Source organism: Variovorax sp. J31P207 (genome assembly GCF_030316965.1).
Lineage (GTDB): Bacteria > Pseudomonadota > Gammaproteobacteria > Burkholderiales > Burkholderiaceae_C > Variovorax > Variovorax ginsengisoli_B.
This window is the reverse complement of record NZ_JASZYN010000002.1, coordinates 540,899-554,546: the sequence shown is the minus strand read 5'-3', so window position 1 is coordinate 554,546 and position 13,648 is coordinate 540,899. Positions and strand designations below refer to the sequence as shown.

The 13,648-nt window shown below is 69.1% G+C and carries 15 protein-coding genes; 11 read left to right on the top strand and 4 right to left on the bottom strand.

From position 1 onward, the window contains the following. The first annotated feature begins 35 nt into the window (after positions 1 to 35). The 11 genes from QTI68_RS08210 to QTI68_RS08160 all read left to right on the top strand — a co-directional run bounded on the left by QTI68_RS08210 (position 36) and on the right by QTI68_RS08160 (position 10,733). Positions 36 to 473, top strand: a complete 438-nt coding sequence (locus QTI68_RS08210) for a CBS domain-containing protein (protein WP_286520868.1) — start codon at positions 36 to 38, stop codon at positions 471 to 473. A 143-nt stretch (positions 474 to 616) separates the two neighbouring features. Then, a complete protein-coding gene (locus tag QTI68_RS08205) occupies positions 617 to 2,335 on the top strand; it encodes a sensor histidine kinase (protein WP_286520867.1) in 1,719 nt (572 codons plus the stop codon). 231 nt (positions 2,336 to 2,566) lie between these two features. Then, on the top strand, positions 2,567 to 3,595 hold the full coding sequence (locus QTI68_RS08200) for an ABC transporter substrate-binding protein (RefSeq protein ID WP_286520866.1): 1,029 nt from the start codon (positions 2,567 to 2,569) through the stop codon (positions 3,593 to 3,595). Between the two features lie 3 nt (positions 3,596 to 3,598). Then, entirely contained in the window at positions 3,599 to 4,381 is a 783-nt protein-coding gene (locus QTI68_RS08195; protein ID WP_286520865.1) for an ABC transporter ATP-binding protein, read from the top strand. An 11-nt stretch (positions 4,382 to 4,392) separates the two neighbouring features. Continuing rightward, on the top strand, positions 4,393 to 5,241 hold the full coding sequence (locus tag QTI68_RS08190) for an ABC transporter permease (RefSeq protein ID WP_286520863.1): 849 nt from the start codon (positions 4,393 to 4,395) through the stop codon (positions 5,239 to 5,241). A gap of 60 nt (positions 5,242 to 5,301) precedes the next feature. Further along, on the top strand, positions 5,302 to 6,681 hold the full coding sequence (locus QTI68_RS08185; RefSeq protein WP_286520862.1) for an FAD-dependent oxidoreductase: 1,380 nt from the start codon (positions 5,302 to 5,304) through the stop codon (positions 6,679 to 6,681). After that, on the top strand, positions 6,678 to 7,844 hold the full coding sequence (locus QTI68_RS08180) for a CaiB/BaiF CoA transferase family protein (protein ID WP_286520861.1): 1,167 nt from the start codon (positions 6,678 to 6,680) through the stop codon (positions 7,842 to 7,844). The genes QTI68_RS08185 and QTI68_RS08180 overlap by 4 nt, the downstream gene beginning before the upstream one ends. Further along, positions 7,841 to 8,617: an enoyl-CoA hydratase-related protein gene (locus QTI68_RS08175; RefSeq protein ID WP_286520860.1), complete on the top strand. Its 777-nt coding sequence runs from the start codon at positions 7,841 to 7,843 to the stop codon at positions 8,615 to 8,617. The genes QTI68_RS08180 and QTI68_RS08175 overlap by 4 nt, the downstream gene beginning before the upstream one ends. A gap of 24 nt (positions 8,618 to 8,641) precedes the next feature. After that, positions 8,642 to 8,980 (top strand): 4Fe-4S dicluster domain-containing protein, encoded by a 339-nt coding sequence (locus tag QTI68_RS08170; protein WP_286520859.1) that lies wholly within the window; start codon positions 8,642 to 8,644, stop codon positions 8,978 to 8,980. A gap of 27 nt (positions 8,981 to 9,007) precedes the next feature. Beyond that, positions 9,008 to 9,922: a LysR family transcriptional regulator gene (locus QTI68_RS08165; RefSeq protein WP_286520858.1), complete on the top strand. Its 915-nt coding sequence runs from the start codon at positions 9,008 to 9,010 to the stop codon at positions 9,920 to 9,922. Positions 9,923 to 9,971: 49 nt separating this feature from the next. Further along, positions 9,972 to 10,733 carry an SDR family NAD(P)-dependent oxidoreductase gene (locus QTI68_RS08160; protein ID WP_286520857.1) on the top strand — a complete coding sequence of 254 codons (762 nt, stop codon included), beginning with the start codon at positions 9,972 to 9,974 and terminating at the stop codon, positions 10,731 to 10,733. On the opposite strand, the gene QTI68_RS08155 is transcribed toward QTI68_RS08160, so the two are convergent. The 4 genes from QTI68_RS08155 to QTI68_RS08140 form a co-directional block, all read right to left on the bottom strand. Continuing rightward, complete coding sequence (locus QTI68_RS08155) at positions 10,708 to 11,352, bottom strand: ATPase (RefSeq protein ID WP_286520856.1); 645 nt, start codon at positions 11,350 to 11,352, stop codon at positions 10,708 to 10,710. The genes QTI68_RS08160 and QTI68_RS08155 overlap by 26 nt on opposite strands. A gap of 10 nt (positions 11,353 to 11,362) precedes the next feature. Further along, positions 11,363 to 11,734 carry a type II toxin-antitoxin system Phd/YefM family antitoxin gene (locus tag QTI68_RS08150; RefSeq protein ID WP_286520855.1) on the bottom strand — a complete coding sequence of 124 codons (372 nt, stop codon included), beginning with the start codon at positions 11,732 to 11,734 and terminating at the stop codon, positions 11,363 to 11,365. A gap of 101 nt (positions 11,735 to 11,835) precedes the next feature. Further along, a complete protein-coding gene (locus tag QTI68_RS08145; RefSeq protein ID WP_286520853.1) occupies positions 11,836 to 12,681 on the bottom strand; it encodes a tetratricopeptide repeat protein in 846 nt (281 codons plus the stop codon). Then, positions 12,678 to 13,637, bottom strand: coding sequence for an MlaD family protein (locus QTI68_RS08140; protein WP_286520852.1), 960 nt, complete (start codon positions 13,635 to 13,637; stop codon positions 12,678 to 12,680). The genes QTI68_RS08145 and QTI68_RS08140 overlap by 4 nt, the downstream gene beginning before the upstream one ends. Positions 13,638 to 13,648 lie beyond the last annotated feature (11 nt).

The window sequence follows — 13,648 nt, the reverse complement described above, 5'->3', positions numbered from 1 at the left end:
ACAGGCACCATAGCGCTTCCTCCGGAGGGCGGACCATGGCCGAACGCACTGTTTTCCAGTCCATCTCACGCAAGCACGTGACCAGCCTGGGCCCGCAGGCCAGCGTGCGGGATGCCGCCTGCATCATGACGCGCGCCAACTGCGGCAGCGTGCTCATCATGGAGCCGCCCGACAAGCTGCTGGGCATCCTGACCGAGCGCGACCTGATGACGCGCGTGCTGGCCAAGGGGCTCGACCCCGAGCACACCACGGCGCGCGAGGTCATGACGCCCAACCCGATCTGCGTGCCCCCCGAGACGCTGGTGTCCGACGCGGTCGTGCTGATGCTGGAGCGCGGCTTTCGCCACCTGCCGCTGGTGTCGGGCACCAAGATCCTCGGCGTCTTCTCGGTGCGCGACGCACTGCCGAGGGAGATCGGCACCGCGCTCAGCCAGGCGGAGTTCAACGAGCAGGTGAACGACGTGCTGGGCTGAAGGCGGCTGCGGCGGCTTGCCCGGTTCCGTGACATTTTCGGGGTTCGGGCCCCCGCAACGCGCGAACTTGCATCCGGCAACCCGCCGATCGGCGGCGGCGGCGTCGACAATCACGGGATCGCTCCGCCAGAAACCCGCCGGCCATGCCGTCCCGCTCCGCAGTCCTCCGCCTCCTGACAGGTCTGGCCGTCATCGCTGCCATCCTGCTGCTGACCCTGGTCGCCTGGTGGTCCACGCTGCCCCTGCGCGACGCGGTCATCGAGCGCGCGCACCGGGAGACGCAGCTCGAGGCGCTGAGCCTCTCCGAGCAGCTTTCCGCGGTCGCCCGCAGCGCGATTTCCAGCCTGAACGCCATCACCCAGTCGGTCCAGGAACGCGGCGGCCCGCGCCAGCTGCCCACCGCGGCGCTGCGCGCCGAGCTGCAGCGGGAGGCCGGCGACGAAGTCGGCACGCAGGCGATGTTCGTGGTCGATGCCGACGGCAAGGTGGTGGCGAGCGTCGGTCTCCCGGAAAGCCACGAGGGCCGCTCGCTGCTCGACCGCCCCACCATCGCCTATCACTTCCAGCACCCGACGGAGGTCGCCCTGCACGTCGGCCGGGCCCACTACTCCGAGCTGACCGGCGGCTGGATCCTGCCCATTTCCCGCATCATCGCGTCGCCCGAGGGAAAGATGCTCGGCGTCGTGTCGGTGGCGATCAACCTCTCGCACATGCGCGAGCTCTACGAGCAGATGGAGAACCTGCGAGAGGCGAGCCTCTCGATCATCGGGCGCAACGGAGAGATCATCTTTCGCTATCCCTTCGTCGAGCGCGCCGTCGGCTTCAAGCTGCCCGGTGGGCGTTCGTTCTCCGAAGGCACGGGCACCTACGAAGCGGCGAGCCCGATCGACGGCATCACGCGGATCCTCAGCTACCGTCAGCTCGACGACCTCGATGCGGTGATGCTGGTGGGCTTTCCGCGCGACCAGGTGCTGGCGGCCTGGCGCGACGTCGCGCGCGAACGCATGGTCTGGACCGCCTCCAGCCTGAGCTTGCTCGCGCTGCTCTGCGGCGGGGCGTGGCTGGCCTGGCACCGGCAACGCCGGCAGCTGCGCATGATCACGATGGACCACGCCACCAGGGAGCGTGAGCTGCGCGAGGAAGCACAGACCATCGAGCGTTTTTCCGTGGCGCTCTCGCAGAGCGTGAGCGAGCCGCTCAGCCATCTGCGGGGCCTGCTGCAGACCGACGTCGGCGGCGCCGCCACGGATGCGCCGACCGGCGCCCGGCGGGATGTCCTCGCGTCGACGATCAGGATGGAGGCGCTCGCCAAGGACCTGCGCGCGCTCGCACTGGCGCGGGACAAGCCGATCAAGCGCGAGGACCTCGACCTCTCGTCGCTGGCCCATGCGGTCGCGCGGTCGCAGCAAGCCGCGGACCCGGGGCGCACGGTCGAATTCCGCATCCAGGCGCAGATGTACACGACGGCGGATGCCCAATTGCTGAAGTTGGTGCTGACCAGCCTGGTCGGCAACGCCTGGAAATTCACGCGGGACTGTCCGCACCCCGTCATCACGGTCGGGGCCCACACGGGGCTGAACGAAACCACCTTCTGCGTGCGCGACAACGGGCCGGGCTTCGACCCGGCGGACGCGCGCAGCCTGTTCAAGCCCTTCCATCGGCTTTCGAATGCCGCGTCGTTCGAAGGACACGGCATCGGGCTCACGACCGCGAAACGCATCGTCGAGCGCCACGGCGGCCGCATCTGGGCCGAGGGCGGCAAGGACCACGGCGCCGCCTTCTTCTTCACGCTGCAGCCGGCGCTGTCGATCAGTTCCAGCAGCTACCAGGCCGCCCGCAGGGAACTCCAGAACCTCGGCTGAGCCCCGGGGGCATCCGCTCGGGCCGCCATCGCGGTTCACCCAAAACCCCCTGGAAGACCTTCGCCCCATCCGGAGCGGGGTGCGCACGCCCCTGGATTCAGGGTTTCTACCGGCGCTAATTTTTAGATCGCCCGTCTCTAAAAACGGTGCTTTGCGAGATCGCCTGCAGCTCCTAAATTCCGGTCACGCCACACGGCAGACGACCCGAATCCACAAACCAGGAACTCCGTCATGAATCACTCTTGCGACCCCGCACGCCGCCGCCTGCTCAAGACCTCGCTTGCCGCTGGTGCCTTCGCTGCCGGGGGCTTTCTCTCGATCGACGCGCTGGCCCAAGGCAAGACGCGCATCAACATGCAGCTCGGCTGGATCCCCAGCGTCAACCAGGTCGGCGAGGTGGTGGCCAAGCGCCTGGGCTTCTACGAGCAGGAGGGCATCGAGTTCGCGATCCAGCCCGGCGGTCCCAACATCGACGGCGTGGCGATCGTGGCCTCCGGCCGCTACGAAGTCGGCCAGGTGTCGTCGAGCCCCTCGGTGATGCTGGCCGTGTCGCAGGGCCTGCCGATCAAGTGCTTCGCGGTCGGCGCGCAAAAACACCCCTTCACCTTCTTCTCGCTCGCGAAGAACCCGGTGCGCAAGCCCGCCGACCTGGTGGGCAAGAAGGTGGGCATTCCGTCCACCGCCGGCATCCTGCTGCGTGCGCTGCTGGCCAAGAACAAGATCGCGGAGAAGGACGTGACCGTGGTCACCGTCGGCTCGGACATGGCGCCGCTCCTGACCGGGCAGGTCGACGTGGTCACCGGCTGGCTCACCAGCACCACCGCGCTCAAGGCGCTGGGTCCGGACCGGGTCGACCTAACGCTGTGGGACGGGGGTGTGCAGCTCTACGCACTGCCCTACTACGCCACCACCAAGACCATCGAGACCCAGCCCAAGGTGCTGGAGGCCTTCGTGCGCGCCACCTCGCGCGGCTGGCAGCATGCCAAGGGCAATCGCGACCAGGCGGTGGACCTGCTGGTGAAGGAATACCCCAACCTCAAGCGCGAGGACGAGCGCGCGGCCATCGACGTGATGATCGAGTACGCACTGGGCGGCGCCGCGCAGACCCAGGGGTGGGGCACGATGGACCCGGCGGTCTGGCAATCGCAGATCACGACCTACGCGGAGCTGGGCCAGTTCACGGCCCGCACGCCCAAGGTCGACGACGTCATCTGGCTCGGCGCGCTCAAGGGCACGGTCGAAGCACGCGTGAAGGCCTGAGCCATGGCTGCCGTGTTCAACGACGCACCCGCGATCTCGTGCCGCGATGTCGGCATGCGCTTCTTCACCGAGCGGCGCGACGTCACCGCGATCAAGTCGCTCGACCTCGAGGTGGCGCAGGGCGAGTTCCTGACGCTGCTCGGGCCCTCGGGCTGCGGCAAGTCCACGCTGCTGCGCGTGGTGGCCGACCTGCTGGCGCCGAGCCGCGGCAGCATCAGCGTGCTCGGCGCCACGCCCGAGCAGGCACGCCAGCGCCGCGACATCGGCTTCGTGTTCCAGGACGCGGCGCTGCTGCCCTGGCGCACCGCGCTGCAGAACGTGCAGTTGCCGCTGCAGGTGGGCGGCGGCGCCGGCCGCAAGGGCCGCCGGTCGCCGCAGGAACTGCTCGACCTCGTCGGCCTGAAGGACCGCGCCAACGCCTGGCCGCACGAGATGTCCGGTGGCCAGCGCCAGCGCGTGTCCATCGCGCGGGCGCTGGCGAGCGATCCGAAGATCCTGCTCATGGACGAGCCTTTCGGTGCGCTCGACGAGATCACGCGCGACCGCCTCAACGAGGAGATCCGCTGCGTCTGGAAGGAGACCGGCGTGACCATCCTGTTCGTCACCCACAGCATCCACGAGGCGGCCTTCCTCGGCCAGCGCGTGCTGATGCTGGCCGCCAATCCCGGGCGGGTGCGGGAGATCGTGCCGGTCGACCTGCCGGAAGACCGCACCCTGGACATCCGCGAGACCCCTGAATTCGTGCAGCTCACCGGCCATCTGCGCCGCGTGCTGGAAACCTGCTGAAGGCCGCCGACATGACCACCAGTTCCCTCGAAACCCCCGTGACGGTGCGCGCTTCCGTGGCCGCCGATCCCGAACACGCCGCCTGGGCCGCCGCGCGGCGCCGCAAGCTCTGGCGACGCCGCATCCTGCCCGCATTGGGCATCGGCGGGCTCGTCGCCCTGTGGTGGGCAGTGATCGTCGTCTTCGACGTCAAGCCCTTCATCGCGCCGTCGCCCTGGGCGGTGCTCGAGACGCTCTACGCCAAGCGCGCGGTGCTGCTCGACAACCTGATCCCCACCGCGCTGGAAGCGGCAGGCGGCTTCCTGCTGGGCAACCTCGCCGCGATCGCGATCGCGACGGTGTTCGTGCACAACAAGACGCTGCAGGACATCTTCTTCCCGGTGGTGCTGATGTTCAACGCCATCCCGCTGGTCGCGAAGGCCCCGGTGCTGGTGCTGATCATGGGCAACGGCATGGAGCCCAAGATCACCATCGCTGCGCTGGTGTGCTTCTTCCCCACGCTGGTCAACATGGTGCGCGGGCTGGAGTCGGTGAACCCGCAGGCCATGGAGCTGATGCGCGTGCTGTCGGCCAGCAAGACGGAGATCTTCTTCCGGCTGCGCCTGCTCAATTCGCTGCCCTACCTGTTCTCGGCGCTGCGCATCGCGGCCTCGATGAGCGTGATCGGCGCGGTGGTGGGCGAGTGGGTCGGTGCCACCGTGGGCATCGGCGCCATGATCCTGCAGGCCACCTTCAACTTCGACTCGCCGCTGCTCTACGCCGCGATCGTGATGAGCGCGACCTTGTCGGGTCTCTTCTTCCTGCTCGTGACCGTGGCCGAGCGTCTCGTCATCCGCTGGCAGCCCGAAGGCAGCCACTGAACCCCAGGAGCACGGCGCGCTGCGCGCCGCTCCATTCCCCCATCAATCAAGGAGATAGTGATGAGCCGTATTGGCGATTGGATGCATGAGAGCGCGCACGATGTTCGTGTCGCAGCCGAATCGGACGTGGTGGTGGTCGGCGGCGGCCCTGCCGGCCAGGCGGCCGCCTTGGCAGCTGCGCGCAACGGCGCCAGCGTGACCCTGCTGGAGCGCTACAACCACCTCGGCGGCCTCGCTTCCGGCGGCATGGTGCTGGTGCTCGACGACATGTGGGACAGCCATCTGCAGGAAATCTCGGTGCGCGGCATCTGCCTGGAGATGATCGAGCGCATGGCCGAGCGCGGCCTGGCCGAGTACCCGAAGCAGAAGGACTGGGGCAGCCTGCCCGAGTCGGTCCGCCGCTGGAAGCGCTGGGGCACCTTCGACTTCCACAGCAAGGAGAAGCCGCACCCGATCTGCTTCGCGGCCGCCTTCGACCCGGACGCCTTCAAGCGCGCTTCGCTCGAGATGGTGCTGCAGGCCAATGTCAACCTGCGCCTGCATTCGTGGTTCTCGCGCACGCTGGTGGAGGACGGCCAGGTCAAGGGCGTCATCTGCGAAAGCAAGAGCGGTCGCGAAGCGATCCTGGGCAAGGTGGTGATCGATGCCACGGGTGACCTGGATGTGGCTGCCTCGGCCGGCGCACCGCATGTCAGCGGCGCCTACATCGTGACCACGGTGTTCCGCCTCGGCGGCGTCGACACCGAGGAAGCCGAGCGCTTCGAGCACGAGGAGCCGGCGGCCTTCCAGGCGATCGACCGCGAGGTCAAGCACCTGCTGGGCGGCGCCTGGGACAGCTGGTGGCTCAAGACGCCGCTGCCGGGCGTGGTGTGGTGCAACTGCCCGCACATGGCGGGGCTGGACGGCCTCAAGGTGGCCGACCTGACGCGCGCCGAAGTGCAGGGCCGCGCGACCATCCACAAGGTGATCGAGTTCATCCGCGCGAAGCTGCCGGGCTTTGCCGACTGCTACCTGATCGACCTCGCGCCGCAGACCGGCGTGCGCCAGACCCGCCTGCTCGAAGGCGAGTACGTCATGAGCAAGGACGACGTGACGCAGCGCCTGCGCTTCGAAGACAGCGTGGCGCGCGGCCGCGACTACTACTACCCGTATCGCTCGCTGGTGCCGCGCAGCGTCGAGAACCTGCTGGTGGCGGGCCGCCACTACTCGTCGACTTCGGCGGCGCAGAAGATCTCGCGCGAGATCCCGCCCTGCATGGCGATGGGCGAAGCCGCCGGCACCGCTGCCGCATTGGCACTCGATGCCGGCGTGACGGTGCGCAAGGTCGACGTCGCCAAGCTCCAGCGCACGCTGCGCGCGCAGGGTGCCGACCCGGGTGACCAGAAGGGCCCGAATGCCGATGTGCCCGAGATCGCCCGTTCCTTCGCGGAGGCCGCATGACACACACGACGAAGACGCTGCCGCTGGCCGGCATCCGGGTGATCGACTTCACCCAGGTGATGATGGGCCCGGTCTGCACGCAGATGCTGGCGGACCATGGTGCGGACGTGATCAAGATCGAGCGCAAGGGCGCGGGCGACCTGAGCCGCTCCACCTTCGCGCCGGTGGCGGGGCATGACAACCCGATCTTCTGCAGCCTCAACCGCAACAAGCGCAGCTGCGAGATCGACCTGCGCGACCCGGCGCAGGTGGAACTGGTGAAGGCGCTGATCGCCGACGCCGACGTGGTCACCAACAACTTCCGCGCCGGCGTGATGGAACGCCTGGGCCTGGGCTACGAGGACTGCAAGCGCCTGAACCCGCGCATCATCTACGCGGTGGGCACCGGCTTCGGCGAAAGCGGGCCCTATGCGCACAAGGGCGGCCAGGACGTGCTCGCGCAGGCGCTGACCGGCGTGATGGCGCGCCGCGCCGATGCCTCGGTGCCGGTGTCGATCTATCCGACCGCGCTGGCCGACTACACCGCTGGCATGCACATGGTGCAGGGCATTCTCTTCGCGCTGCTGCAGCGCGAGCGCACCGGCGAGGGGCAGAAGGTCTCGGTGTCCCTCTACAACTCGATGCTGGCCATGCAGATGCAGGAGGCCGCGATGATCATGATGGAGGACTCCGAGGTGAACTGGGCGGCGATGCCGCTGTCGGGTGTCTTCCAGGCGCAGAACGGCGCGCTGGTGCTCGTCGGCGCCTTCAAGGCCAATCCGCTGCGCGACATCTGCGCCGCGCTGGAGATCGACGACCTGTCGCTCGACCCGCGCTTCTGCGACCTGCAGGGCCAGTTCAAGCACAAGGCCGAGCTGCACGCGATCTTCCGCGAACGCTTCGCGACCAACACCCGCGAGCACTGGCTGGCGCGGCTCGAGGCACAGGACCTGCTCTCCGCGCCGGTGCGTGACATGCGCGAGGCGCTGGTCGATCCGCAGACGCTTCACAACGAGATGATCCTCGACGGCGGAACGCCCGACGGCCGGCCACTGCGGTTCATCGCGAGTCCGATCCGCATGTCGGGCGCGTCCACCGGCCTGCGCCGTGCGCCGCCCCGGCTGGGCGAGCACACGGACGAAGTGCTGGACGAAGCGCGCGCGCTGAGCGAGGTGGCCCAATGAGCGTGAACTACGAAGTCAAGGAGCACGTCGCCCGCGTCACCATCGACCGGCCCGACGTGCTCAACGCGGTCGACCTGCCGACCGAGGCCGAACTCATCCGCATCTGGGACGACATCGAGCGGCGCGACGACGTGCGCGTGGTGGTGCTGACCGGCGCGGGCGAGCGTTCCTTCAGCGCCGGCGCCGACATGAAGAACACCAGCAACCTCAAGGGCGTCGAGTACTGGGCGGCCAGCCGCCCCGGCGGCTTCGGCGGCATTGCGCTGCGCGAGACGCTCGATGTGCCGGTGATCGCGCGGGTCAACGGCTTCGCGCTCGGCGGCGGCTTCGAGATGGTGCTCGGCTGCGACCTCGTGGTGGCCTGCGAGGAGGCCAGCTTCGGCCTGCCCGAGCCGCTGGTCGGTCGGCTGCCTCTGGATGGCGGCATGCTCCTGCTGCAGCGCCAGATCCCGTATCGCCAGGCCATGGGGATGATGCTGACCGGCCAGAGAGTCAAGGCGCGCCAGGCGCTGGAGATGGGCCTCGTCAACGAAGTCGTGCCGCGCGTCGAGCTCGACACCGCGGTCGAGCGCTGGGTGCAGCAACTGCTGGCCTGCGCGCCGCTGTCGCTGCGCGCCATCAAGCAGGTGGTGCGCCAGACTGGCCAGCTCTCGCCCGCTCAAGCCCACGGCATGCGCCTGCCCGCGCTGGTTGCCGCGCTGCAGTCGGAAGACTCCAGCGAAGGCGTGCTGGCCTTCCAGCAGAAGCGCAAGCCGCGCTGGCAGGGGCGCTGAGGCCGGAGCGCGAAGGGACGACACATGGCCCATGTCATCACCACCGCCTGCATCGACTGCAAGGACGGCGCCTGCGTGCCTTGCTGCCCGGTCGATTGCATCTACGAAGGCGCCCGGACTCTGTACATTCATCCGGATGAATGCATCGACTGCGGCGTTTGCGTATCGGCCTGTCCCGTGCAGGCCATCTACGAGGAGTCTCGGCTGCCGCCCGAGCTCGCGCATTTCACGGCCATCAACCGCGAGTACTTCGACGACGCGGTCAGCGGCCTGGGTTCGCCCGGCGGCGCGGACGGCCGGGCGAGCGCCTGCGACCACCCCGGCATCGCCACGGCGCTGCCATCCGTCGGAGCGATGGCGTAGTGCGCAGCGGGGCAGGAGGGCCGGCTGATGCATGCCAGCGTCCTGAAGTACTTCATCGAGGTGGCGCAGTGCGGCTCGGTGCGCAAGGCGTCCGAGCGGCTCTACGTGGCGGCCAGCGCGGTGAACCGGCAGATCCACAAGCTGGAGGACGAGCTGGGCGTCGAGCTGTTCGACCGCATGCCCAACGGCCTGCGGCTGAACCCGGCCGGCGAGCGGCTGCTCAAGCATGCGCAAGAGACGCTGCACCAGTTCCAGGTGATGCGCACCGAGCTGGATGCGCTCAAGGGCGAGCGCACCGGCCACGTCAAGGTGGCGGCGATGGATTCCTTCTTCGAGGAACTGCTGCCCTCTGCGGTGGAGGAGTTCCTCCAGATCTTTCCCGCGGTGACCTACACCATCACCTCCACCCAGCCCATGGAAGTGGCCCAGATGGTCATGGCCGGGCAGGCCGACGTCGGGTTGACCTTCCTGGGACGGCTGCCCGGCGGCGTGCGGGCCATGAACGTGGCGCACCTGCCGATCGGCATCGTGATGCCGCCGGGGCATCCGCTGGCCAGCTTCGATACCGTGTCGCTCAAGGAGTGCGCGAAGTATCCCTTCCTGCGCTCCAGCTCGCATCCGGTGATCAGCGCCGCGTCGTCCCCCGAGTTCGCCAGCTTCTGGGACGACATGGAGCCGGCCGCCACCTGCAATTCCACGCCCTTGCTCAAGCGCCTGATCATGGGCGGCAAGGGCATTTCCTGCTTCTCCAAGATCGCCTTCATCGAGGAACTCAAGCGCGGGGAACTGCTCTGGCGACCCTTCGAGTTGGAAGCGCTCAACGGAATGAAGGTGGGCATCGTGGTGCCCACGCAGCGCGTGCTGCCGCACGTCACGCAGAACTTCGTCGGCCGCATGGCCCGGCGACTCACGCAACTGGAAGCCATCGCCGCGACGCTCTGAAGATGCCCGCCGTGGTGGCGTTTCCTTCAACCCCTGAAAGAGCTTCACCATGAACGATCTGAAGAACAAGGCCGTCCTCATCACCGGCGCCAGCACCGGCATCGGCGCGGCCGTGGCACGCGCCATGGGCAAGGCCGGCGCCCGTGTGGCGGTGCACTACCGCGGCAGCCGGGCGGAGGCCGAAGCCGTGGCGCGCGACATCCGGTCGGCCGGCGGCGAGGCGCTGCTGGTGCAGGCCGACGTGATGGACACGAACGCGGTCGACCGCATGGTGCAGGCGGTGCACGAGGCCTTCGGCCGCATCGACATCCTGGTCAACAACGCCGGCGGCTTCGTCAAGCGCTCGCCGATCGTCGATGCGGACGACGACTACATCGACGCGGTGTTCAGGCTCAATGCACGCTCGGTCGTGGCGGTGAGCCGGCGGGTGATCCCGCTGATGTCGGCCGGCGGCGGTGGCGCCATCATCAACGTGACCACCCAGGCGGCGCGCACCGGCGGCGGGCCGGGCGCGGGGCTCTATGCGGCCTGCAAGGGATTCGTTTCCACGATCACGCGCACCATGGCCAAGGAACTCGTGAAGGACGGCATCCGCGTCAACGCGGTGGCGCCGGGCGTGATCGAGACGCCGTTCCATGACGGCCATTCGAGCCCCGAGGTGCTGAAGAACTTCGCCAGCGCGATCCCCATGGGACGCCTGGGCACCGCCGAGGAATGCGTCGGCGCGTTCATGTTCCTCGCGGACGCGCAGGCCAGCGGCTACATCACCGGCCAGATCGTCGAGGTCAACGGCGGGCAGGTGATGCCCTGAGGGTCAGCGCGGCCGCCACCACCGGCTTGGCCCATTGCGGCACCTGGTCGAGCGCGATGTGCGAGACGACCTGGCCGCCCTCCATGTGCAGCACCAGCACGGGTTGCGGCTTGATGCCGGCCTTGGGGTCGCCGTCGATGCTGTTGTCGTACACGCGCAGGCTGGCAAGGTGCGGCAGCAGGCGGACGAGGTTCGCGCGGCTGCTCTCGTAGCGCGCGCGGATCTTGTCCTCGGGGATGTCGTGGCCGCCGGCGATCACGCGTTCCTTCACGCGCTCGATGTGCTTCTCGGGCGATGCCAGCCCGGCGTACCAGAGGTGGACCTGCGCGCCCTTGCGTGCGCCGGCGAGCAGCATGTCCGGCAGCGTCCGCGCGCCCAGCGTGGTCTCGAAAGCGAAATTGAGGCCCTCGGCCAGCGCGCGTTCGAGACCGGCGCGGCCTATTTCCCAGGCCTGCGCGTTGGCCGTTTCCTGCGTGAGCGAGGGGTTGGCATCCAGCAGCGTGCGCGCCGCGAGGTCGGGGTTGAAGCAGGGGACCTTGCGCGCCTGGAGCGCCGCGCCGCCGATACTGCTCTTGCCGGCGCCGTTGACGCCCGCGAGAACGAAGATGCGCGCGACCATCAGCGGGGCATCACCTCTTGGCGGACTTGCTGCCGCCTGCGGCGCGGACGGCCGCCTTGCCCAGTTCGGCCGGGGACATCGCGAAGGCGTCTGCCATCGCCTGGGCGGCCGCGTCGCCCTGCATGCGGGCGAACATGTCGTCGAACTGCCGCGTGAGCGCATCCAGATCGGGCTTGGCCGCCTGTTCGAGCGCGAGGTAGCGGTCGATCGACATCAGCACCATGGCCGGCTCGTCGTGGCGGGTGACGACCACCGCGCCGTGCGTCATGACGGCGCTGGTGACCTTCTGCATCCCCGAGACCAGCTGGGTGGCGGAGACGGCAGGCAAGCCGCGCGTGAAACGATCGATGGCCTCTGGACGCGAATCGCGCGTGATGGACATGGGAAGCTCCGTTGGATCTCCGAAATACCCGTTTTAGCCGATTTGGCCATTTTAGGTATTTTCTGGGAAATCCGCGGGTCAGGGAGCGACAGCCCGGCGACCTAGCGCGGCGCCGAGGCCAGCAGCTTCGCGGTGCGCTCGGCACCCGCCTTGTTGTCGGCCGCCAGCGCCACGTCGTGGGCCCGGCTCCAGTAGTCCCTGGCGAGCTCCGGCCTGTCGGCCGACGCCTGGCCCAGCAGCAGCAGGTCCTGGTAGATCTTCTCGCTCGCCCCGGCCGCCTTGTCCAGCTTCAGGGCCTCCTCGAGCGGCGCCACGGCCGCGGCGGGCGTCTTCAGCGCAATGCAGGCGCTGCCCTGCAAGCGCAGGGCGTTGGCGCGCTCGAGCGCGTCGTCCTTGGCCAAGGCGCCGTGGGCCTGCTGGGCGAAGCGCAAGCCTTCCTCGGCGCGCCCCGAGGTCAGCGCCAGATAGGCCTTCAGGTTGAGGATCTTGCCCCTGACGGCGCATCGGCTGCCGCAGAGCGCGTCGGCGCGATCGAGCGCTTGCGCGGCGCCGGCGCGGTCCCCGGCCTGGACCGCCATCGCCCGGCGCAAGGCGGCCTCGGCGCGGCGGTCGTTGCTGAACGCGAGCCGGGGCTCGTCCAGCACCCCGTCCAGCTGCTTCAACGCCTCGTCCTGGCGCCCCATGCCGAGGTAGACCATCGACAGGTTGAGCCGGGCGACGGCGATCGCATCGTCGTCCTCGATCGACTGCGCGAGCTGGAGCGCCTGCTCGAAGTAGGTCAGCGCATGCGGCAGGTCGCCGGCCTTGTAGCGGTCCATGCCCTGGGTGTTGAAGCCCTGGGCCCGGATCTGCGCCGTCGAACGCGCGGGCGGCGTCGAGCAGGCCGCCAACAGGCCGGCCGCCACGACGCACACGACGACGGCGGCCCGCGCCGGTGCGCGACTCATTGCGCGTCCCCCGGCAGCGGCAGGCCGCCGATGCTGTCGATCGGCAGCGACTGCGGCGTGGTGGCGGTACCGGTCAGCCAGCTGATCGGCCAGGTCTGGCGCGCGTCGCTGACCATCTGGTTGGTCTGCGTCGCCGCCGCCTGGACCTGGTCGAGCACGCCGGGCAGTCTTTCGGCGGCCTGCGCCGCCATCGCATGCACCTCGGCGCTGGCCTGTTGCGAAGTGGCCGCCGCCTGCTGAACCTTCTCGATCACGGCCGGCGCGGCGTCGGCCACCACCCCGAGGGTCTGGTTGGCCTTCTGGAGCGTCGTCGCCGCGCCGCTCTCGACGGTCTTCACGGCCTGCTGCGCCTGCTGCAGCACCTCGCCGGCCTTCTCGGCGATGGCCGGGATCTTCGACGCCGCCTCCTGGCCGGCCTTCAGGGTCTGCTGGAACGGGCCCTCCGGATCGGTCAGGCTCTCGGTCAGCTTGCGCGCATCGGCGATCGCCGGCATCAGCGCGGCCTGCATGTCCTGCGACAGCTGGCCAGCCACGCGGGGGCGCTCGAACGCCAGCACCTCGCCGGAGGCCACCGGCTGCGCACGGCCGCCGCGCGGGGCCACCAGCTCGATCGCCGGCTTGCCAAGCGCGTTGTCCTGGACCAGCCTGGCCCGGGTGCCCTTCGGAAACTCCGCCATGTAGTCGCGGCCGATGCCGAGCTCGACCCTGACGCCCTGGTCGCCGGACGGCGCCGACGAGGCCAGCAGGATGCTGCGCACGCTGCCGATCACCAGGCCGCGGGTCGTCACCGGCATGCCCTCGCTCATTCCGGCCGCGTCGGGGACCTCGACGAAGAGCTGGTCCTGGCGGCTGAACAGCCCCTGGTGGTAGGCGATCCAGGCCAGCAGGGCGGCGATGACCAGCACCAGCAGGGCCATGGCGGGGGCCGTCCAGCGACGGCTGTCGGGAGTTGGCATCGAAGATCCTC

Excerpts from the sequence above, each read along its gene's own strand:
- QTI68_RS08210 (WP_286520868.1), top strand. The coding sequence starts at position 36 with ATGGCCGAACGCACTGTTTTCCAGTCCATCTCACGCAAGCACGTGACC.
- QTI68_RS08205 (WP_286520867.1), top strand. The coding sequence starts at position 617 with ATGCCGTCCCGCTCCGCAGTCCTCCGCCTCCTGACAGGTCTGGCCGTC.
- QTI68_RS08200 (WP_286520866.1), top strand. The coding sequence starts at position 2,567 with ATGAATCACTCTTGCGACCCCGCACGCCGCCGCCTGCTCAAGACCTCG.
- QTI68_RS08195 (WP_286520865.1), top strand. The coding sequence starts at position 3,599 with ATGGCTGCCGTGTTCAACGACGCACCCGCGATCTCGTGCCGCGATGTC.
- QTI68_RS08190 (WP_286520863.1), top strand. The coding sequence starts at position 4,393 with ATGACCACCAGTTCCCTCGAAACCCCCGTGACGGTGCGCGCTTCCGTG.
- QTI68_RS08185 (WP_286520862.1), top strand. The coding sequence starts at position 5,302 with ATGAGCCGTATTGGCGATTGGATGCATGAGAGCGCGCACGATGTTCGT.
- QTI68_RS08180 (WP_286520861.1), top strand. The coding sequence starts at position 6,678 with ATGACACACACGACGAAGACGCTGCCGCTGGCCGGCATCCGGGTGATC.
- QTI68_RS08175 (WP_286520860.1), top strand. The coding sequence starts at position 7,841 with ATGAGCGTGAACTACGAAGTCAAGGAGCACGTCGCCCGCGTCACCATC.
- QTI68_RS08170 (WP_286520859.1), top strand. The coding sequence starts at position 8,642 with ATGGCCCATGTCATCACCACCGCCTGCATCGACTGCAAGGACGGCGCC.
- QTI68_RS08165 (WP_286520858.1), top strand. The coding sequence starts at position 9,008 with ATGCATGCCAGCGTCCTGAAGTACTTCATCGAGGTGGCGCAGTGCGGC.
- QTI68_RS08160 (WP_286520857.1), top strand. The coding sequence starts at position 9,972 with ATGAACGATCTGAAGAACAAGGCCGTCCTCATCACCGGCGCCAGCACC.
- QTI68_RS08155 (WP_286520856.1), bottom strand. The coding sequence starts at position 11,352 with ATGGTCGCGCGCATCTTCGTTCTCGCGGGCGTCAACGGCGCCGGCAAG.
- QTI68_RS08150 (WP_286520855.1), bottom strand. The coding sequence starts at position 11,734 with ATGTCCATCACGCGCGATTCGCGTCCAGAGGCCATCGATCGTTTCACG.
- QTI68_RS08145 (WP_286520853.1), bottom strand. The coding sequence starts at position 12,681 with ATGAGTCGCGCACCGGCGCGGGCCGCCGTCGTCGTGTGCGTCGTGGCG.
- QTI68_RS08140 (WP_286520852.1), bottom strand. The coding sequence starts at position 13,637 with ATGCCAACTCCCGACAGCCGTCGCTGGACGGCCCCCGCCATGGCCCTG.